We start from the raw sequence: 19,593 nt of genomic DNA on the forward strand, positions 1-19,593 counted from the left end.
AACAACGCAATCACACCCAATACCATTGTCCTACAACCGAATTCGAACAGCAACACCCCAAATACGTTGTGGTACAACAGCACACATACACCGGTGACCGGCAACCAATCCTATCCGTGCGTTATCTAATTGTTACTCACTCCATTCTAACCTTATCGCCTATTGTCGGTATAGTCATTGGTATGAGCACTTCAGCCCTCACCGCCACCGCCGATTACAACCTGTTCGACATCGGTGCACTCGCCCAAACCATCAACGAGTACCGACAGGCCGCCGAGGGCAGCTCCAGCGACACCAAGCACGCTGCCGCCGAAGACCTCGCCGCCGCTGCCGAAACGCTCGTCGAGTGCTTCCGCCGGAACGCGGGACTGACCAGCACAAATGACACATCCCCCACGGTCAACCACGCTTGGGGTCTCGCCTACGCACACTACGAACAGCAACTCGACGACCAACTCCACGCCGCCTACCAAGCCCCGCGCGACCAGGCCACCGAGTCCCGCCTCAACACCCTGCTGCTGCAACGGATCGCGCTGTGTCTTTTCGAGTTCACGCCCACCGTGCGCACCGTCGAACTCGACTGGCGCGACAACGGACTGACCCCACTGGTCATGCGCGACGACACCGGCGCTGTCGACACCACCTACAACGCTCACCTGGCAGCCATCGACGTCCACGACTGGACAACACACCTCAACCCCCGCACCGCCGGTCTCACCAAGAACAGCCACGGCCACTACATCCTCGATCTCCGCCCGCACCTCGCCCAGCTCGCGGCACTACTGCCATCCGCATGACGCCCACCCGGAACACCTAATTCCGAGTCGTAGCAACCCAGCCCTCGCGGCTGAACCCCAACCAACCGCAGGGAGTACACCGTGAAGATCGCACAGAATCCAGCCGTCGCCGACTTCCGCACCGCGAACGAGATCCTCGTCCTCCGACACGACGACATCCCCGTCGACGCCTACGGGCGGACCAGGTTCACAGCCTTCTGGCTCCGGGACGGCGAGATACAGCAGCAGACCTGCACTCATGACCTCGACGCGTACATCAACCGCGTCACCCGCAACAGCGGACGCGAGTACCGCCTCATCTAGGCGCCCCTAGCCCCGGTGCCGCGGCGGCCGGAACCAGTCCCCCGGCTGGCGCACCCCTCCGCGGCACCGGATCTCACCCACTCACCACACACCCGACCCTCCGAAGGAGGTTGATCAGCCATGCCCACGAAACGCGAACACAGCATCGCCGAAGCCGTCGGAGCGGCCTGGTATGCACACGCGCACTCCAATGACATCGCCATCCCCCTGGGCACCGTCGCCGCCCTCACCATGTTGCAGGTCTCCGACATCGCGACACCCGCCGCGATCGCCAACGCCTGGGAGCACATGCCCGACGACAAGCTCGTGCATGTTCTCCGCCGGGAGCTGTGGGCCCCGTTCTGGGTTCGATTCCCCTACCTCGGGCGCATGTCGCTGCCGATCAGCCGATGGATCCTCGACGAGGAACCCGACCGCGCCACCATCGCCGGCGTCCGCGCCATCGCCGCGGCCGCGTTCCGCCACGGCCTGCTCGACATCACCGCCTCCGCCGATCCTGCGAACCGGTCCGGCGCCGACGTCCTCGGCGCGGTACTGACCCAACTCCGCTCACGCGGAGCCCGCCAAGCCCTCGGCGAATTCCACACTCCCGCAGACGTATCCGACCTGATGGCCTATGTGACCACCATGACCGAGCTGCCCCAGACCGGCGGATGGCTGGGCGAACCAACCGCCGGGACCGGCGGCATGATCCGCTCGGTCGCCGAAGTCCTTCGAGTACGCGGCGCAGATCCGGCCGACTACCGATGGTTCATGGGCGACATCGATGCCCTCGCCGTCGCTGGCTGCGCGGTCAACACCTACCTGTGGGGCCTCGGCGACGCGGTCGTGCTGTTCCACGGCGACATCCTCACCCACGGCGACGCCCTCGAACTCGCCATCGCACAGCGCGCCGAAATCCTCGGCCACCACAACGATCTCGTCGGCCGAATCGCCACCGCCACCGCCATCCGCGACGCCGTCCGCGACGTCGAAAAGCTCGTCGCCGACATCAACACCAAGAAGTCCGAGAAGGGACACGCAGCATGAACACAATTCGCTACAACGTCACCCGCCATGCCGCCTTCAGCGATGCCTCGGGCACCCTCGTTGACACCGTCGCGGTCAACCGCACCGCCAGCGAGGTCGTCGCCTACCTCGACACCATCATCTCCACTCCCGCACGGCCTGGCCGAATCATCCACGACCACAGCCGATTCTGGAACGTCCTCACCCGCTACTACACCGACGGCTTCGAAGAATTCTCGATCGTCCCGAGCAACAACGCCCACAACCGAGACGCGCGCCGCGAGCTGATGGAAGCCGCACTGCACCACCGGTGGCCCGGTCTCGGGTGGCAGCTCGTCGACATCGGCGAGAAGACGCACGTGCATTGGCACGGCGCGCTCGCCCCCGCCGACGTGGCCGACTACCTCGCAGTGGTGTGCTCCCGCAGCATCGTTCTGCACCGGCGCCAGCCCGGCAATTCAGATCCCGACCGCCTAGTCGACGCCCTGGCCGCCAAGCACGCCGAGATCGACGAGCTAGTCCGCGCCTACCAAGCCGACCCAGGAGCCGAGAACGACGGCGCGCGAACCGCTTCGCACAACGACCGCCACGCCGAGCTCACCAGCGAAGCCCTCGACATCGCCGAGCAAATCATCGCCAACGCCGAACTGGGCCGCATCCCCACCACCTGGATGCACGTCCCACCCTCCTGACCAGCACCGATGGCACGTCCCACGCCTGCGGTCGATATCGAGCCACTCGCTCGGCCGCGGCACCACCAAAAGAACCCAAGCACAGGGACGTGCCATCGGCCCTGGTCACCGCAGTTTTCGTCGATCGCAACCGCCTCCAGCCGACCGGAGCCCACCGATGACCACCACCTTCCCGACCGATGACCCGAAATCGCGCGCCCTATACCGCGAGCGCGCCCAGCTACTGGCCTGGATCACCGCAGCACTCGCACCCACAGCCGTGCTGTCGATCTCCGACCCGCAACACGACTGGATGGCAGTGCTGCACGTGCCCAGCGCAGCGGGAGCCCTGACCTGGCACATCCACCCTGATGACCTCGATCTCTTCGCCCACCTCCAGTTCGTCTCGCCGTCGGATCCTCGTGCCCGGTGGGACGGCGCCGATAAGACCGAGACCTTGCGCCGGCTCACCACGTTGGCCCTCGCCGCCGGCGGACTCGCCTGAGACACCCCGAACTCAGGGGACGTGTCATCTGCGCTGGTCACAGCCATAAACGGTCCAAGACCAGCACACGCTTGCCAACCACAATTGCGCCTCTGACCAGCACAGATGACACATCCCCGCCGCCTGCTAGGCGAAGCCGACGAAATCCTAGGGAAGGACCGACCATGACCGACAACGACGCCACCCCTCAGCCGGCGGTCGAGTGGGGCCCCTTCGGCCTCGTCACCGCCGACCCTGACTACACAGCTCCGCCCGCCAGTCAGAACCGGCAGGGCCGCGCTGCCGAGACCTTCCACACCAACCTCGTCGACGTGCTCCTCGCCCTGGTGCCGCTGTCCATCGCCGAAATCCGGACGTGGTCCGACCACCGCCGAAATATCACGCGGCAGAAGGCCGTCGACACGATCGCCGCCCATGGCGACGATTTGCAGTTCGGTGGGCGACAGCGTGGGTCTGCGCTCGGCGCACTTGCCCAGGGCATCGCGCTAGGTGCCTACGCCCCCGGCGGCGTCACTCAACTCGGCATCCACGCATGTACCCGCCCGCACACCGGATGCCCTGGCCTCGTGAGTCGGGGCGAACCCCGCGGGGCCGCCTGACCGCAGCACCGCCACCCGTAACCACCTGCTACTTCCACCGAAAGGCCCTGCCATGACCGCGATCCTGTCCACCACCAGCCCCCTCTCGCCCGCCTTCCACATCCACTTCAGCCAGATCGCCGCTACGTCTCCCGACGACTGGACGCTGATGGCGGCCACCTTGCGCCGAGTCGCCACCGCCGCACGCGCCTCACTCCTCTGTGGCACCGGCACCTCCCCCAAGGTTGCCCAGATGGCCGCCGAAATCAGCGACCAGCTCGACCGCGTCGCCGACCAGCTCGATCGCTAATTCCACGAATGTCGCTGTGGGGCAGTCAGCTTCCGCCCGCTCCACAACAGCGCCACTCCTCTTGAAGGACGACTGCCATGACTTACTCCAGCTCGCCGTCACCGCGGCGAGCCAGGCTTTCCGACGCGACAGTGCGACGCATCGTCCAGTTGCATGTCCAGGAACAACTCTCGGCCACCGCCATCTCTGAACTGACTTCGGTCTCGGCCGCTTCCGTCAGTCTGATCCTGGTCGGTCGCTCGTATCTGCACGTCACCGGCGGCATTAACGTCAGCCGAGCCCGCCGTCTGACCGGGTATCGCCGCGCTGTGCTGCAGTGGCGACGAGCACAGGACCCCTCCGTGAGTTTGGGGACGGTCGCAGCCGAGCTCGGCATCTCGCGTCAGGGCGTCCACAACCTCAGTACCGCGGCTACCCCCGCCCACTTCGCACGCCGCCAGCCCGGAGCCCCCGCCACCATCCGTACCAGCGTGCTCACCAGCGACACACGCTGGTACGAGATCACCCCAGGCACCTCGGCGGCGGACAAGGTCGGCTACCTCGCAGTCACCACCGCGAACCCGAGCAGCTCAGGCCACGGTCTGACCAGCATTCTTGCCTGCACCAGCAGCGGCGCCATCTCAAGTACCAACGACCTGTTCGGCGGTCCCTTCGACGTGGCTGGCGACCACGCCGCCGCGCTCCGGATAGCCGGCTACCTCCTCATCGACTGCTCAACCAACTCGACGACAACCCAGGGAGAACACTGATGACGCACACACCGGATACCCAGCTGGACCTCGCCCACGCGCACCTCAGGACACGCGCCGAATCGCTCTGGCCCCGCACACAGTTCAGCTGGCAGCGCGGCGGTGAGGGCATCGTGTGCACATGGACCGACGGTCCATCAGTGAACTCGATCGGCCGAGTCATTCACGAGCTCCCACGCAGCCTCCGAGCATCCATCCCAGCGATCCGAGTCCAGCGCAAGCTCGGGCCCGCTGGATGGGACCGAGTGGTCGCCGCGGCCGAGCAGCGCTATTCGATCGAGGTCCCCCGGACCGAGGCCGGAGCAATCGATTGGCGCACTGCCGCTCGCCGGCGACTCGCTCGAACCCGGACCCGAACTAACGACGCACCTTCGGCCGGCACCGAGGTGACCTACTACAACCTCGCCGAACTCCTTCGCCAGGAGGTCGATCGCACAGACATCACGCACATCACATAGGCCACGCCTTACACACAGGGAGGGTGACGACATGAGCTACCCATCGACCGTCGTCGTCGAGATCTTTCACAGAGCAGCAAACGATTCGGCGTCGTCTAACGACACGCCGCCGGTCACCAAGGTGTTCGAATTCGTCACCGACAGCGGTGATCCAACTGGGACCGCGTTTGCGGTAAGCCACGGCGCGCCGACAGACGCTCGTGCGATCGACGCCGCTGTCCGGTATGCCGACCGTGATTTGCGGCCGATCGAAGTCGGCGACCTGCTGAGAGTCGGCGGTGAATGGCGCGGGTGTGTCACCACCGGTTGGACCGCTGACGTCGACGAACCAACCCTGGTGACGCCGTGAAGCGGCCTGCCTGAAATTTCGCACACCGCAGGTAACTCGATGATGGATCTAGGAGGGTTCTCGACGGCCAACTGAGGCGGCGACGTCATCACGATCGATGGCAGGAGTGCTGCGGCTGGTGCGGCAAGAGCTGCGGCGATAGCCGTCGACGATCACGTTCAGACAAGGCCTGAGGGCCTCGGCCTCACCGCTGCAACTGAACCCGCTTCGTCCCATACTGGTTCGCTCGGGTGAGCTTTGGCCGCAGATGTCGATGAGCAGAGACCGGGAGCGCACCGACGAGGCGGCATTCTGCGGTCTGAGATGGCCATCGCCTAGCTGTGGAGCACGAATCGACGTGCGGCGTCGCCGTTGACCTCGGGGGATGGTCCTGGATAAGCAGCCCAGAGCGGGAATCCTGTTGGGCCGACTATCCACAGCCGATCCGGAAGCCACCCTAACAGGTAATCTTTCATAGGGGGTTTAAATACAGGGGGATCGCGATTTATGACCTCTGACCTGCATTTTTGGGTGTGTCGCGTAAACCGTTTCTTCGCTGTCAAGTAAACCGTTTCTTCGTTGTTTCCTGGGGAAATGCCGCCTGTGCGGTAAACCGTTTCTTCGCCGAGAAGGCTGCGATTTATCCACAGGGGAAACTGTTTCTTCGTACTCATCCACAGGTCAGATCGGTAAACCGATTCTTCGCCGACCGTAAACCGTTTCTTCGCTGAACTCCCGGCGAGTCTCCGTCACTTGCGGCGAAACTGTTTCTTCGTTCGAGGGTGCCCCGTGCGCCCATCCTGCAGGCGAAACTGTTTCTTCGCTGCGCTCGCCGTGGTGTCGCCCGGCCGCATCTTCGCAGCTCGCCTCCCTTTGTAAACCGCTTCTTCGCTGCGCAGATCGACTCGCCCGTCTCGCCTACCGGATCGTCGGTCCTGGACGTAAACCTCTTCTTCGTTGGGGGCCGATACCCGTACTCACCTGCGGCAACGCGCTGTCCAACCCGGTGTGGCCAGCTGAAGGTAAACCGTTTCTTCGCTGCACGGGCGCGCGCCGGCTGCTGGGATGTAAACCAATGCTTCGCTGACCGGGGCGGATCTCTCGACACGACCAGCACTGAACCTCGCCACAGCACGAGGGGTGGCATGATCGCGAGCATGGCTCCCAGCATTCAGTCAGCGCTGGACTTGCCGCCGGGCGAGACCATGCCGCTGCACCCCATCTCGCAGCAGCCCGCGCCGAAGAAGCGGAAGGTGCGTCTAGCACCGAAGCACATGGCCATCACCAGCATGCCGTACAACAAGCCTGACATCACGGTCGACAAGTGGGTCCGCAAGAACGGACCGCAGACTGTGACATGGCAGGCCGGAACCGGCCAAGACGAGAATGGTGAGACCATCTCGATCGGGCTCCCATACGGGATGATGGCCCGGCTGATCGGGGTCTGGTGCGCCAGCGAGGCCTACCGCACCAGGAGCCGCAAGCTGGTCCTCGGCGACAACCTCGCCGATTTCATGGAACAGATCGGAATCGAACGAGAGCAGCAGTCCGGCGGTGCGCGGGGCAACATCACCCAGGTGCGCGAGCAAGCCGACAAACTTTTCTCGTCGTTCATCTCCGTCCGCGTCGAAGCCGCCAGAGACGGCAGCCGCCCCCTGGATCATCAGCAGAGCTCCGTTGCCGTCGGTCACACCCTCTGGCTGAAACAGAGCGAGACCCGGCGACGGAAGACGCAGATCGCGCAGATGGACATGCTCGAGTCCACGGTGATTCTCTCCCAAGAGTATTTCGACATGTCGATCAAGAACCCGGTGCCGGTGGACGCCAACACGATTCGCAAGCTGCGTGGTGATGCGCGCGGGTCGGCGATGGCCTTCGACCTCTACGTGTGGTTGACCCGGCGAATGTCCTACGAAGACGAGTACCGCCTCGTGAGCTGGAACGCCACCATGCCGCAGTTCGGCAGCACCGTGACCCCGAACAGCAGTCGGCAGGCCATCCGCAAATACAAGCTCTCCCTGAGCAATGCCCTGGAATGCGTGAAGCGCGCGTATCCGAAAGCCAACGCGCGCATCGTCGAAAAGGGAATCCTGGTCGGGCCCGGTGGGACTGACGTGCCGCCGAAAGGCTGGAACGAGAACAACGGCTACGAGGAAGCCTGGTACGAGGAGAACGGCCATCCACCGTTCTGAGGGAACGAAGCCCTTCCACGTGTCCGAAATAGGGTGCAGGACGGGCGTTTTCGTCCTACGTTCCCGGTCGTCACCGTCGAGTACGCGCCCCCGGTTGTGGATGTACCACGCATGGTCGATTTCCCGAGCCTGGATGTGGTGATCGGGGGCGGGCTGCTGCGCGGGCAGGTCGAGGGGCTCGAACGCCTGGAAGATGATGACTCACGCGCCTCTCGCAGCAGTTGGTTTGTTCAGGCGTCGCACCGCGTCACCACGACGCCGCCCAGTGTCGCTCTTTGCTCAAGCTCGGGGACGCGTGCCTGGTCCGATGCAGACATCGACATCCAGTGCGTGTTCCCTGTCCGACCCGGCGCCACCCCAGCGCGGTCTCCGCCCGCTACGGCTGGCTACCGTTCGAAGTACGTTTTCGAAGACTTCGCGGGACGTGTCATCTCTGCAGGTCAGTCCTGGTTCCCTGTCCGACACGCCGCCAAGCCAGCGCGGTCTGTGGCAGCCAGCCGGAGCGGGCATCGCTGCGGGAGCTCCGCCCATCATCGCCTTCGCGGAGCTCAAGCCCCTCGACTTCGCCGCGTAGCTTCCCGCCCCCGACAACGACGTCTGGATCGGGTAGCCGGCCGTCTTCGAAGTACGTTCTTGCAGACCTCTCGGTCAAGCCGTGGATCTCGCCGAACTCTTTGTACGACAGATACGCGGTCGGCTGCTTCCGTTCCCGGGCCACGGGTGCTAGGTCGGTCCGAGCGCCGCGGCCTACTCGTTCCCAGCTCACGGCGGTCTCTGGCAGCCAGCCGTAGCGGGCATCGCTGCGGGAGTTTCGCCCATCATCGTCTTCGCGGAGCTCAAGCCCCTCGACCTGCCCGCGCAGCACTCCGCCGCCAATCACCACATCGGGGTCAGCGAGCCGACCGGCTTCGAAGTACGTTCTCGCAGACCTCGCGGTGAGTCCGTGGATCTCGCCGTACTCCTTGTACGACAGGCATTTGAGGGTCACACGGCGAACTTTACTGCTAATTGGCGGGCAACTCCGCGAGTGCGCGCCGAACTGCGGGCCACACAGGCAGACACCGGGGTTGTGTGGTCGGCCGATGGCCGATGGCCGACGGGCCGGCGCCGGCGCTGCGAGGTGGGTGGGGGACATGTCATCTCCCCTGGTCAGCGGCGCGAATCATCCCTGACAGCCGGTGACGGTGCACCCCGATGCCAGATGCACCGGCCAGTGGGGTGATCACGTGCTGCCAGACCGCGACGACGATTGCGGGGATTCCTTCGGCGTGAGCGCCATGACCTGTTCGGCGAGGAGATCAGTGCGGGCTGCCTGATCTCGGACCTTCGCAATAAGCGCAGAGGCCTCGGTGAGCCGAACGTCATAGGGTTCGACGACTTCGTCGAGCCGGAGCAGTCCGTGCGCTGCGGACAAGATGCGAATGTGACTGTCGCCGACGTGGGTTCGGGCCGCACGAAGGCAGAGCTGGGTGAAGGGCCCCTGATACAACTCGAATGCTGGCAACGGCTGGGGCGCCTTCTGCTTGCTGCAGGCCACGATCACGAGGCTGGGCTGAGACACCGGTCTGCCTTTCCGTGGGATATAGCGGTGGGCTGGTTCGAAACACGAATGGCCCCGCCGTGGTGTTGGCGGGGCCATTCGCTTGGTGTTGGGTCAGCTCTCGCTCAACGCGGTGAGAAGCAGCGCCGTGATGTCGACAGTGACGAGCACCTTCTTCGGCGCCGCTGGTTCGACCGGGGTGCTTGCCGCCCGGATCGGCGCCTCATCGGTCGACGTGAGCCGGGCAGCGATCGCTCGGTAGTCATTGGAGCTCTCGGAGCGCTCGGGGATGTCGCCGTTGCCGACGGCGTACTGGTTTCGCTCGTTGTAGGAGACGGCATTGGCTACCGCCCGACGGATGGCGCGCCGCTCGGCCTGGGCCAGGTCATTGGCCTCGACCTCCACCGTGAAGGCGGGGCCGGTGACGATGCCGATCGTGCCGGTGACGATGGGCTGGACCTTGACGGCGTAGATGCTCTTCTGGGTCATCGGTTCTCCTCGTGTGTGGTTTGTTGAACCCAACCTTATCGCCTATTGGCGATAAGGTCAAGCGCTGAGTCTCCTTCCCGAAACTCGCTCGGGCCGCAGCTCGACCTGGCGCAGCCTGAGCAGTCGGCCCGTGGAACATCGTTCCGTCGCCGCGATCGAATCGTCCGAGTCATTTCTCGGAACAGTCGTCGCCTATGGGGCACAATCGCCGAGGTGAGCGAAACCCCTGGCCACGTTGACGTTTTGGAACTGGCCGACCGTGTGCACGCCGCGCACCTGCGCGGTGAGAGTGAGATCGCTGCGGCGATGCACCACGAGCTGCTCGAGCGACATGGGGGCGCGGCGATTGCCGAGGCGATGGCAGCCCGCGACAGCCGCGAGCGGTTGGGGGTTGAGGTCGAATTGCTGCGACTGGTCGGAGCGAACACTCTGTACGGGCAGGACGAAGAGCCCTCTGTGACACCGTAGGCACGTTGACCAAAGGTCGACATCGAGACCGTTCGCGTGAACCAATTCCGGCCACCTGCGGTATGCGGGTGGCCGGAATCAGTGGCGGGGTCGGGTTCTTCAGTTGAGCTGGGGTGCGGGTTCGGCGATCTCGCGTTCGACCTGGCACAGCTCGACGGCCAGGCCGAGCGACTCGGCGAAAACCATTTCGGCGCGGGTCGAGTCGCCGATGTAGCCGGTCCGGTCGGTGATGACGACAATGCGCCAGGTCGCGAGCCTGATCTTGTCGCGGTGCAGCTCGTCGAGCGCAACCTTGGCCATGGTGTCCTGGTCGCTGATAGCCACGACGCAAAACGGTGTGAGGACGATGCTGCCCGCGGCGGTGAGTTCGGCCGCGACGGTGAGCATCTGGTCGAAGAACCGCATCGAGCCGCAGAGCGTGACAACTTCGGCCTCCACGTCGGACACGATCGCGTGGTGGGCATGGCAGTCGGTGGCGGGGTGCGTGTTGCTCATCGGGTCGCCTCGCTCTTGACCTCGGCAGGAGCGGTGGCCTGAGAGGGCGGGGTTGGGACGAGGGTGGAGAGTTCGATTTCCAGCGCGCCATCGGCGTTGTCGAAGTTGGCGAGCACTCCGTAGGTATCGCGCAGGACCACCATCACTCGGTGGTTCCATTCGTCGGTGGTCGCAGCGGTCGGGTTCCACACGCTGATTACGTCGTCGTCGTCGGCGACGGCGGTGGCGCGGATGCCGTGGTGCAGAAGCAGCGACATGATCCGGGCGGCAACCTCGGCGGCGGGCACGGCGGCACCGAACCCACCCATCTGCTCAGCCGTGCTCGGGTCCAGCGCGAGAGGGCCATGGTCGGCAACTAGGGCGCGCAGCGGGATCGGCCAGGCCACCTCACCCGAGACAGGCCACGCGACCAGGCCTTTGCTGGTGTGGTGAGGACCCACGGCCCACTCGACGCCGTCTCGGTCGATGGCGTACAGCAACCCTTCCACGTCGTCGGCGAGCAGACCGTATGTCGCGGCCATGGCCTCGACCGACCGGATGGTGAGGGTGGCCGAGTCGGGAGCGTCGGCTGGGGCCGGGGTGTCGAGCAGGGCGATCACTCGACGGGCGGCCGAGAGCGCGGCGGCGTCGTCGGTCTGCTGACCCTCGATCTCGTAGTGACTCTGGGCGTGCATCCGCGCGCGGAGCGCGGAGGACACATCTGCCAGGTGGTCGGGGGCAGCGTAATCACCGGTGGTGATGGTCATTTCGACATCCTTCTTGGTGTGGCGGAAATCGGCCGAGCGGGCCATAACTGCAGGTTCTGCGCGATCTACGGGACGCGGTCCCCACCGTGCGGCGACTCACGTCCGGTTGGCTTCAGGTGGGTTCGGTTCGGGGAATCGTTTCGAGGTGCAGGTTGCAGTCGTCGCAGATCAGCGCGAGGTCTGCCTCCCCTACTTCGGTGACGGTCGAGTTGTTGTGCAGGCAGGCGCTGAATTGCTCAAGCGTCGAACTGCCGAATTCTGCCTGGATTTCGAACATGGCCACTCCTTCGGTTTGTCTTTTAGGCCTGGTGACGGTCTGTGCGCGGGTCCGGTACGTCGAGCTCGGCTTCCCAGAGCCGGAAGTCGTCGTCGGACAGCGGCTCGTTGTGCCGCGCCGCCCCGTCGGCTTGGCGCATCGCACGGCGTTCAGCGGCACGACCACGGCGCTGCTCACGACGCTGCTCGGCCCGTTCATCCCGCTGCTCGCGACGCTTCTGGGCGTTCAGGTCACGCTCCTTTGCCCGCTGACGCCGCCGCTTGGCGCGGTACAGCGGGTCGAGTACGTACAGCGGTGTCCGGTCGAAGAACGCGAATGCGATGCGGGACTTCCAGCTGTTCTTTCGGTACGCGGTGAGCAGGTGGCCGATCAGCCACAGAACGAGCCCCAGCATCAGCGGCACGAGAGCACCCAGCGGGGCGAGGCCCGTGACGAGCCCGATCGCGGACAGTGCCATCAATGCCGCACCGACTACTCGAGCAACGAGCGGGGCATAGCGCCAGACAGCGAGTCCGATGAGCGCGACGGCAGCGAGGGTGGCGATGAGCGTCATTCGCGGGTCCTTTCGAGTGGTGGCGACCCGTCTACCTTATCGCCTATTAGCGATAAGGTCTAGTCGGCGTTCTGCATCCGTTCACCGACTCGCCGATGATGCCGGGGACGTGCTATCAATCCTGGTCAGCGGCATTATTGCGGCTGTCTGCAAGATCCGGATCTGGCAACTCAGCATGTGACATGGAGGGAAAGGTAGAAGCTCCGCGGCGAGGGGGCTTTCCAGCTCGTCGGCGCGGGCGCGGTGGCGGCGATGTCGACTTGACCCGGCTGGGACCAATCTACCGAGGTCAGAGCGGCCAGATACCGGTTGGCGGTGTCGATCTCGGCAGCAGCGAGGTTCTGATCGCTGTTTTCCACCGTCAACGTCTGCTTCGGCTTTCGTGCGGTGATCCGCCAGCCATGTGGTGCGGCGATATCGACAACCAGCTCATCGCCTCCCAGCCCTGAGCACTTGGCCGTGACGTCGGAGGGCTTGGGGGTCGTGATCTCATCTGCGGAGTTTCGCTCTCCCCAGCCGACGATGATGCTGCCCAGATCAGTCGAGTTTTCGGTGATCACGGTGCCGCTGGTCGACGGGGAGACCGCAGCGGCTGCTCGGACATCCTGGTCACTGCCGCATCCGGACAGCGCGGTGAACGTGGCGACGGCAGCGGCCAGCACGGCGCTCGTCTTCTTGATTGCGTTGGCAGGCTGGGCCATTGGAGGTTCCCTATCGGTTGTCGAGGTGGGGGCTATTTGAAGACGTCGACGAACCAAAGCCCGTCGAGTTTCTTGGTGGTGACGGTGTGGGCGTACTGCTTCGCTGGCAATCCGGGACGGCGCTCGATGAGCACCAGGCCGAACACTTCCTCTGTCCCGGGCGCTCTTTCACCGAGGGAGGTGGTGCGCACGCAGTGGGTTGTGCCAGCTGGCAGCGCATCGATCAGCGGCTGCAGCGCTTCTGCCGTCATCACCGTCGACGTCGGCGTGACGAACTTGCGTGCGGCGGCCGCCGACCGTTCCACGTAGTACGCGTATTCGAATGCCTTGACGGCTTCGGCGCCGGTGCTCTGGTTGCCGTTGGTGGCAACGCACTCTGCGGGGTCGGCCTTGGTGGGTGCGGGGCTGGCGGTGGCTGGAGGCGCCGCGACTGGCGCGGGTTCGGCGCCGCGGTCGGTCGGGTGTGTGGCAACCCAGACGAGCGCGCCGAGCACGAGGAGTCCAGCCAGGGCGAGCATGGCGGGGCGAGCGAGCTTGGAGAGGCGTCGACGATTGGGCGTTGATCTGGCTGCGGATCCGCCGAGGGTTTCGATGACCGCGGGATGCCGTGTCGCCCTCGTGGTGAACGGCGTCTTCATGGTTCGGCATCCTTTCGTTGGGGAGGTAACCGGAGAGGAGTGAAAAGGTGTCAGCGGACGATCAGTTCGATGACCCATGAGGCGATGTTCGTGAGCGAGTCGGTCGTGGCTCGTCGAAGCTGACTCGGGACGATCCGCTCGCCGTTGGCGAAGAGCGGTTCGTACGGCATGCGCAGGACTCGGATCCCGAGGCCCACGAACGCCTCGACGGCTTCCTCTTCGACCATCGGTTGGTCACCAGGGCCGTCGGTGATGATCACCAGGGTGCGAGCAAACAGGGCGTCGTCTGCGGTCTCTGCTGCGTCGAGAAGCATCCGGTGCGCTGCCACCGCCGCGTCGCGGCGAAGCGGTACCGGGACGACGACCACCGACGCGCTGTGGAGGGCCCACTGCCAGCCGCCGGCGAGGCGATTGTTGCCGGTGTCGGCGATGAGGATCTCGCGATGGTGCGAAACAGCTTCGGCCAGTTGCGCAGCGTCGTCGAAGCCGATGCCTCGTCCGTTGGAGGGGTATGTCGCGCCGCCGGCGATGATGTCCTCGCCCGTTGGCTGGCGGGTCATATAGCGGGACAGGGCCGCTGGCCGTGCCGCGATCGCGTCCGCGTCTTCGAGGAGCGCGACGAGGTCCTGGCCTTCGAATGGCGGGACCGCGACTCGATCAGCCAGACTCCCGCCGATCTCGGCGAGGTCGGCACAGACTACGGATCCGCTGCCGCGGTGCTTGGCGATGGTGCTTGCGAGCCCGACCGCGACCGGCGTCTTCCCGACACCGCCTTTGGGGTTGACCACCGCTACCTTCTCGAAGCTGGCGATGGGCGCCGTGATCATGTCAGCGGCCACTCGCAGCCGCATCTCGGCCGACCCTTCCTTGGGCGGGAGACTGAGCGGGAGCAGGTTATTCATGCGGCCGCGAAGGCCCCGCGAAGCCGGCTCGCGCACCGCGGGGCTTGTCCGGGGTACCGACAGCGAAGGCGCGGCAAGCGCCGTGGCCGGGCCGCGACTGTTGGTGGGCCGTGCGTGCTGGGTTCCTACCCCGACGTTCGACTTCGTGGGTGCGCGCCGTGGAGGAGGCGGTATCGACGCCGCCGACACCATCACAGGCTCGGCGGGGACGGGCCCGCTTCCGGTCGATTCATCCGGGGCCGGATCCGGATCCTTCGCGACCACGGGGATTGGCCCCGACGGTGCGGATGGCGCTGCAGTGCCGTCTGGCGAGACGGTGACGTACCGACGGCGGCCCGCGTCCGCGATCGTGACTTCGACTGGGCCACCGTCACTTGCTGCTTGCTGCTGTGTGAGCGAGAAGACCTTCCGCAGGAGTGCGCTTCGGTCTTCGGCCTGCAGTTCGACCGAGGGCAATCCTGCGCGACTTGCGCGCGCAGTCGTTTCGGAGGTGATCTCGACATCGACGTCGGTCATCACGCGCTAATCCCGCCCATCACGCTGACACCTGCCAGCTCCGTCCCCATCTCCCGCGCGATGTCCTCGGCATCAGTCAGCCGGGAGAGTGCCTCGTCGCGAATCTGTCCATCGGGCAGCACCTTCTCGATGAGGTCGCGATGCGTCGCGATTGCTTGCTGGATCTGCTCGAGCCGCGGTGCGGTGAGCTCCTGAGTCTCGTTGAGCTTGTGCAGCCAGTCCGGGACGGCGTCCTTGAGCAGGTTGCGGAACGCCGCGACGACGGGATCGTTGGCGCCCCGGTTGGTGAATGGCTCACGCAGCGCGGCGACATCTTCCGCGGTCGGGGTGATGGACTGGGAGATTCGGCGACTCATGATGATCGGGTCCTTCCGGAGAGGTGTGGTTCTAGGGGTGGCCGTGAAAGTCGGTTTGGCGGCGGGCCGCGAGGTGGTGCTGCCTGGTCTTCACGCGGATCCACAGCAGCGCCCTTCGTAGTCGTCGATTCGCAGTCCGATGTCGGCTTGCACGAGCGCGAAGGTGCGCATCGTCCGGCTGAGCAGAATGGGCATCGTGGCGGTGCGGCGGGCGCGCTGGTTCGTTATCGCAGGAGCGCCCTCGACCGACGCTTCCTCCTGCTGCTCGCCAGACGAGCGCGAAGCGGGTGCGGGACCGCTGGGGCGCATACTCAGGAGCCGACGAACCGACGCGCTCAGTCTGGGCACTGCGCGCTGCTCAGCGGCGACGTGGATCGAGATCCGAACGGTGGTTCCGGCGGCCGACACGTCAGCGAGTGCGCCGAGTGGGTCAAGCTCTCGGATACGTGCGGCGATCGCGGGTTCCTCGTGTGCAGCGAGCTGCCGCCAAGTGGCGAACAAGGACGCGTCGACGAACTCAGCAGCCAGCGGTGTCAGGGCCTCCTGCTCACCGAAGGCGAGGTACTCCTCGCGCGCCTTCACTTCGGCGTAGAGCGCTCGCATCATCATCGCGGATCTGATCGGTTCGTACGGCCGCGAACCGAACCCTGGCAGTCGACCGATTGAGCAGGAGAGCGCGGGCACTCCGAGAGTGCCGGAGGCGGTCATTGCTCGTCCCGCTTCGGGGAGCGTGCCGTGATCGTCCAGAACAGGGTGAGCGCCGGGCCAGCCGGGGCGTAGGCGCAGTAGAGAAGACTGGCGCCCTGCAAGGGGTCGCTCGAGCTGCCGACGGATGTGTTCGCGGTAACGCACGTATTGAACATGGGTTTGGTCCTTTCGCTGGTTGGTCATGCTGCGTCGGGAAGCTCGTCTGCTTCGGGCAGGAAGACCACTTCGTGCGGCGCGAAGGTGGCGGTCAATTTGGCGCGGCCGTTGGTGGCGATGATGAGGCGGGTCTGCACCACGTCACCGGCGCTATCGCGAACGACGTCGACGGCCTCGACGGTGACCGGGATCAGGCCGCGGTCATCGTCGTCGATCAGCACGGTCATGCCGGCGGTGACGGCCGAGGCCGGGATCGCGTCGGCGAGGTCGTCGTCGCCACCGAGGATGAACGGTTCCGGTGCGTCTTCGTTCTCGCGGGCGCGCTTGGCCAGCGCACGCTCGGATTCGAGGAACTCGCGCAGTTCACGGCTGTAGCAGACGAACTGCGGCGCCTCGGTCGGCATGAGACCTTCGATGAGCGCCTGTTCCTCGGCGGAGAGCTGGTCCCATTTGTTGGGGTGCCGGTCGACGTTCGGGGTCCACCACATCTGCGCGGGGACCGGTGATCCGTCGGGTGCTGTGACCATGCCGCGGCCGGGGATCGAGGTGTCGACGTCGCGGCCGACGTGAGCGTCACCCCACATCATCAAGGCACCGTCCTGGGACAGGTTGCCCAAGCTCATTCGGGTTCCGAAGTTGTCGCGGGCGTTGCCGGAGCTGTTGCCGAACAGCGAGGCGTCGGGCCGCTGCACGCCGAGCAGAAGGCGGATACCGGCCGAACGAGCGAGAACGGCGAGGTCGGCCCACGCGCCCAGTGGGTCGAGTTCGGCGAGGATCTTCCGGGTTGCCTCGTCGCCGGTCTTCATCAAGCGCTGCCACTTGCCGGACAGGATGAAGAACTCGTCGAGGACCGCGAGCAGCAGCGGCAGGTCCGACGGCTCGATCTTGTGGACGTGCACGTAGTGGTTGCGCGCCATCATCTCGCAGTGCAGGGCACGCACGAGCATGGCCGAACGGATCGGGTCGTAGACGATCGCACCGCAGCCCGGGTAGCCCTCCAAACCGTCGAGTTCGATCATCTTCGGATCGACACCGACGAACGGTATTCCGCGGCGTGAGGCCTCGGTCAGAATCGTTCGAATCACCGAGGTCTTGCCGCCGCCGGTGGGGCCGACGATGAGGCAGTGCGGTTTGTTCGACTTCGTCGACACATCCCAGAACAGCGTGAGGTCGGCGGCACCGGTTGCGTAGGGCAGGTGCCTCAGGTCCTCGTCGACCAGCTCGAGCGGGTGGTTCTTGCGGTTGGGCAAGGGCGCCTGGAGTCGCATCAGGAGATAGCCCTCGTTGGCGTGCCATTCGGTTACCCAGTGGCGGCCTGAGTCGTGCTTGCCTGCGAGGTTGGCCAGAGCCTCTTCGACCCGGCTTTGGAACGCGGCCGCGCCGGTGTTGAGGGTGGGTTCGAAGTCGATGCGGTAGGCAGCTTCCGCCCCATCTTCATCGTGGTCTACAACGCTGACCTTGGGGTCCTTCAACGGGCTGTCTCGCACGACCTTTTCCAGGGTGCTCAGCGGTGAGCGCTTTCCGGTTTCGATCAGCTTGCGCGACACGATCAGCTGGTCACGGTGGACCTCGTGATGCACCGTCATGGCCCAGCCCTGTGAACGCCCCGACATACCGATGAAGTGGCGTGCGAGCAGCGCCAGGACAGCGGCGCGCAAGGCCAGCAGAGGCCCGCGGTACATGAGCCCGGACTTCTTCACTGCAGAGGCGAGGTCGTCGAACTCCTTGGGGCGGATGATCGTCGCGGTCGGCAGCTTTACCCGCGCGGTCCGCAATGCCCAGAAACCTGGCCAAAGTGCCACCCGCACCCGGACGGGCTCGTGGCGAGTGGTCTGACGCACCAGCGCTTCCACGATCGTCTGGTATCGGTGCCGCCGAAACCGGATGGTGTCCAGCGTGATCGCGGCGCCCGCGATGAGCGCAGCCTCGAACCGGTGCTGATGAGCTACAGCAGCCACCTCAAGCAGCTTCGGGTTGCCGCCGAGGAGCACCGCGATCTGCGGTGCAACAGCTGCGAGAATCGCGACAAGGGCGACCAGGTGCGAGAACGGCTTGAACTTGCCTGCGCCGGACGCCCCGTCAGCACGCTCCGGCGACCGCTCACCAACCAGATCACGCCAGGTGGCGACCAGCCAGTCCTTGACCGGGTCCGGCTCCCCTGCGCTCATCGCACCTCCCCTCAACGTGTTGACGTGGACAGACGGGTCGATCCCGCCGCGTTGAGTGCACTGTGACAACTTTTGCTAAGCGAGTTCAAACATCTATCTCCGCAGCGGTTCGACCGCGCTGTTCAGAGCGCTATTTCGACCGCTCTCCGCCTCACTCGACGACCGCTGAATGGGGCGGTCGAGCAATGATCGACGCAGCGGTAGGAACGCACGGACTGGCCAGTCATGAATGCGCTTGACCATCCGGTGGTGCGACCGCTGGAAATACCGATCGATCAGGGCGTGCTGAATGATGTTGGCGCGAGCGGAATTCCAGTAGTACACTCCCCCCGTAAGGGGGGAGTGACCCCAATGGGGCGCGGATTTTCACCGGTTTTCGGACCGCTCAATTTCTGCGGATTGCACCCCCGGTGCCATGTCCGCTCGCCGCGCACGGTCCCATCGAGCGCTCATCAGACCGCTGGAGCGGCGGTGCGCGGACCGCTAGAGCGACCGCTTCCCCACAGCGATTTCACCAGGGCTTCCCTGCGCTCACCTCGGCCGTTGATGCGGTCGCGAGATAGATGTTTGAGTTCGTCCCCTCGTTTTTCCTACGGTTCGCGATGACCCCCCTTTGAGCACACCGAACCGTTGGAGAAGTCATGTCCGTGGTCGCAGCCGCACTCGAATTCCACTCCGCCATCCCGAATCCACCGCCTGTCAGTCACGGTGCTGCCCTCGCGCAGCAGACCGAGGTTTCGACCACCGGACTTCGGCAGTGGATCAACGACAACGCCTTCGTTCTCATCATTCTGCTTATCGCCTGCGCGATCGGTCTCGCAGCCAATAAAGGCAATGTCTCCGCTGTCGTCACAAAGGGCGGGTTGTCGTTGGTCGCAATTCTGTTCTTCGCGCTCGCTGGTAGCACCGGCGCGCTCAGCGGCCTCGGTGCGTTCCTTCTCAGCCTGATCGGCATCCAGGTCTGACGACCGATCGAAGCGA

The 19,593-nt window shown here is 65.2% G+C and carries 26 protein-coding genes; 13 read left to right on the plus strand and 13 right to left on the minus strand.

Features of this window, described 5'->3' with window-relative positions:
- Positions 1-182 precede the first annotated feature (182 nt).
- The 11 genes from NS1_RS16740 to NS1_RS16790 all read left to right on the plus strand — a co-directional run bounded on the left by NS1_RS16740 (position 183) and on the right by NS1_RS16790 (position 7,899).
- Positions 183-797 (plus strand): hypothetical protein, encoded by a 615-nt coding sequence (locus NS1_RS16740; RefSeq protein ID WP_062985709.1) that lies wholly within the window; start codon positions 183-185, stop codon positions 795-797.
- An 81-nt stretch (positions 798-878) separates the two neighbouring features.
- Positions 879-1,100 carry a hypothetical protein gene (locus NS1_RS16745; protein ID WP_062985710.1) on the plus strand — a complete coding sequence of 74 codons (222 nt, stop codon included), beginning with the start codon at positions 879-881 and terminating at the stop codon, positions 1,098-1,100.
- Positions 1,101-1,220: 120 nt separating this feature from the next.
- Complete coding sequence (locus NS1_RS16750; RefSeq protein WP_062985713.1) at positions 1,221-2,129, plus strand: N-6 DNA methylase; 909 nt, start codon at positions 1,221-1,223, stop codon at positions 2,127-2,129.
- Entirely contained in the window at positions 2,126-2,800 is a 675-nt protein-coding gene (locus NS1_RS16755) for a hypothetical protein (protein WP_062985715.1), read from the plus strand. The genes NS1_RS16750 and NS1_RS16755 overlap by 4 nt, the downstream gene beginning before the upstream one ends.
- 157 nt (positions 2,801-2,957) lie before the next feature.
- Complete coding sequence (locus NS1_RS16760; RefSeq protein ID WP_062985717.1) at positions 2,958-3,284, plus strand: WDGH domain-containing protein; 327 nt, start codon at positions 2,958-2,960, stop codon at positions 3,282-3,284.
- 164 nt (positions 3,285-3,448) lie between these two features.
- On the plus strand, positions 3,449-3,883 hold the full coding sequence (locus NS1_RS16765) for a hypothetical protein (protein ID WP_062985718.1): 435 nt from the start codon (positions 3,449-3,451) through the stop codon (positions 3,881-3,883).
- Positions 3,884-3,935: 52 nt separating this feature from the next.
- On the plus strand, positions 3,936-4,172 hold the full coding sequence (locus NS1_RS16770; RefSeq protein WP_062985720.1) for a hypothetical protein: 237 nt from the start codon (positions 3,936-3,938) through the stop codon (positions 4,170-4,172).
- Positions 4,173-4,249: 77 nt separating this feature from the next.
- Positions 4,250-4,921 (plus strand): hypothetical protein, encoded by a 672-nt coding sequence (locus tag NS1_RS16775; protein WP_157125235.1) that lies wholly within the window; start codon positions 4,250-4,252, stop codon positions 4,919-4,921.
- Complete coding sequence (locus NS1_RS16780; RefSeq protein WP_062985725.1) at positions 4,921-5,379, plus strand: hypothetical protein; 459 nt, start codon at positions 4,921-4,923, stop codon at positions 5,377-5,379. The genes NS1_RS16775 and NS1_RS16780 overlap by 1 nt, the downstream gene beginning before the upstream one ends.
- Before the next feature lie 31 nt (positions 5,380-5,410).
- Positions 5,411-5,728 carry a hypothetical protein gene (locus tag NS1_RS16785; protein WP_062985727.1) on the plus strand — a complete coding sequence of 106 codons (318 nt, stop codon included), beginning with the start codon at positions 5,411-5,413 and terminating at the stop codon, positions 5,726-5,728.
- 1,124 nt (positions 5,729-6,852) lie between these two features.
- The gene (locus NS1_RS16790; protein ID WP_062985729.1) at positions 6,853-7,899 is read left to right on the plus strand and encodes a replication protein RepA; all 1,047 of its coding nucleotides are present in this window, start codon (positions 6,853-6,855) and stop codon (positions 7,897-7,899) included.
- Between the two features lie 427 nt (positions 7,900-8,326).
- Here the strand turns inward: NS1_RS16790 and NS1_RS16795 are convergent, their stop codons facing one another.
- The 3 genes from NS1_RS16795 to NS1_RS16805 all read right to left on the minus strand — a co-directional run bounded on the left by NS1_RS16795 (position 8,327) and on the right by NS1_RS16805 (position 9,928).
- The gene (locus NS1_RS16795) at positions 8,327-8,887 is read right to left on the minus strand and encodes a hypothetical protein (RefSeq protein ID WP_062985731.1); all 561 of its coding nucleotides are present in this window, start codon (positions 8,885-8,887) and stop codon (positions 8,327-8,329) included.
- A gap of 234 nt (positions 8,888-9,121) precedes the next feature.
- Positions 9,122-9,436, minus strand: coding sequence for a DUF6884 domain-containing protein (locus NS1_RS16800; RefSeq protein ID WP_157125236.1), 315 nt, complete (start codon positions 9,434-9,436; stop codon positions 9,122-9,124).
- 117 nt (positions 9,437-9,553) lie between these two features.
- Complete coding sequence (locus tag NS1_RS16805; RefSeq protein WP_062985735.1) at positions 9,554-9,928, minus strand: hypothetical protein; 375 nt, start codon at positions 9,926-9,928, stop codon at positions 9,554-9,556.
- A 213-nt stretch (positions 9,929-10,141) separates the two neighbouring features.
- On the opposite strand from NS1_RS16805, the gene NS1_RS16810 reads away from it, so the two are divergent.
- Entirely contained in the window at positions 10,142-10,396 is a 255-nt protein-coding gene (locus NS1_RS16810) for a hypothetical protein (protein WP_157125237.1), read from the plus strand.
- Positions 10,397-10,495: 99 nt separating this feature from the next.
- Here NS1_RS16810 and NS1_RS16815 read toward each other — a convergent pair whose 3' ends face one another.
- The 10 genes from NS1_RS16815 to NS1_RS16855 all read right to left on the minus strand — a co-directional run bounded on the left by NS1_RS16815 (position 10,496) and on the right by NS1_RS16855 (position 18,612).
- A complete protein-coding gene (locus NS1_RS16815) occupies positions 10,496-10,891 on the minus strand; it encodes a hypothetical protein (protein ID WP_062985739.1) in 396 nt (131 codons plus the stop codon).
- Positions 10,888-11,637 (minus strand): hypothetical protein, encoded by a 750-nt coding sequence (locus NS1_RS16820; RefSeq protein ID WP_157125238.1) that lies wholly within the window; start codon positions 11,635-11,637, stop codon positions 10,888-10,890. The genes NS1_RS16815 and NS1_RS16820 overlap by 4 nt, the downstream gene beginning before the upstream one ends.
- Positions 11,638-11,749: 112 nt before the next feature.
- Positions 11,750-11,914 (minus strand): hypothetical protein, encoded by a 165-nt coding sequence (locus NS1_RS40060; RefSeq protein WP_157125239.1) that lies wholly within the window; start codon positions 11,912-11,914, stop codon positions 11,750-11,752.
- Positions 11,915-11,936: 22 nt separating this feature from the next.
- Positions 11,937-12,467 carry a hypothetical protein gene (locus tag NS1_RS16825; RefSeq protein ID WP_062985743.1) on the minus strand — a complete coding sequence of 177 codons (531 nt, stop codon included), beginning with the start codon at positions 12,465-12,467 and terminating at the stop codon, positions 11,937-11,939.
- Between the two features lie 170 nt (positions 12,468-12,637).
- Positions 12,638-13,168, minus strand: a complete 531-nt coding sequence (locus NS1_RS16830) for a hypothetical protein (protein WP_062985745.1) — start codon at positions 13,166-13,168, stop codon at positions 12,638-12,640.
- A 32-nt stretch (positions 13,169-13,200) separates the two neighbouring features.
- Positions 13,201-13,806, minus strand: a complete 606-nt coding sequence (locus tag NS1_RS16835) for a DUF8176 domain-containing protein (RefSeq protein ID WP_157125240.1) — start codon at positions 13,804-13,806, stop codon at positions 13,201-13,203.
- A gap of 50 nt (positions 13,807-13,856) precedes the next feature.
- Positions 13,857-14,708 carry a CpaE/TadZ family protein gene (locus NS1_RS41685; protein ID WP_255284567.1) on the minus strand — a complete coding sequence of 284 codons (852 nt, stop codon included), beginning with the start codon at positions 14,706-14,708 and terminating at the stop codon, positions 13,857-13,859.
- A 515-nt stretch (positions 14,709-15,223) separates the two neighbouring features.
- Complete coding sequence (locus NS1_RS16845) at positions 15,224-15,580, minus strand: hypothetical protein (RefSeq protein ID WP_062985751.1); 357 nt, start codon at positions 15,578-15,580, stop codon at positions 15,224-15,226.
- 90 nt (positions 15,581-15,670) lie between these two features.
- On the minus strand, positions 15,671-16,189 hold the full coding sequence (locus NS1_RS16850) for a hypothetical protein (protein WP_157125241.1): 519 nt from the start codon (positions 16,187-16,189) through the stop codon (positions 15,671-15,673).
- 278 nt (positions 16,190-16,467) lie between these two features.
- The gene (locus NS1_RS16855) at positions 16,468-18,612 is read right to left on the minus strand and encodes an FtsK/SpoIIIE domain-containing protein (protein WP_062985755.1); all 2,145 of its coding nucleotides are present in this window, start codon (positions 18,610-18,612) and stop codon (positions 16,468-16,470) included.
- Positions 18,613-19,253: 641 nt separating this feature from the next.
- Here NS1_RS16855 and NS1_RS16860 point away from each other — a divergent pair.
- On the plus strand, positions 19,254-19,577 hold the full coding sequence (locus tag NS1_RS16860; RefSeq protein ID WP_063816163.1) for a hypothetical protein: 324 nt from the start codon (positions 19,254-19,256) through the stop codon (positions 19,575-19,577).
- The last annotated feature ends 16 nt before the right edge of the window (positions 19,578-19,593 follow it).

Source organism: Nocardia salmonicida NBRC 13393, from assembly GCF_001613085.1.
Classification (GTDB): Bacteria; Actinomycetota; Actinomycetes; order Mycobacteriales; family Mycobacteriaceae; genus Nocardia; species Nocardia salmonicida.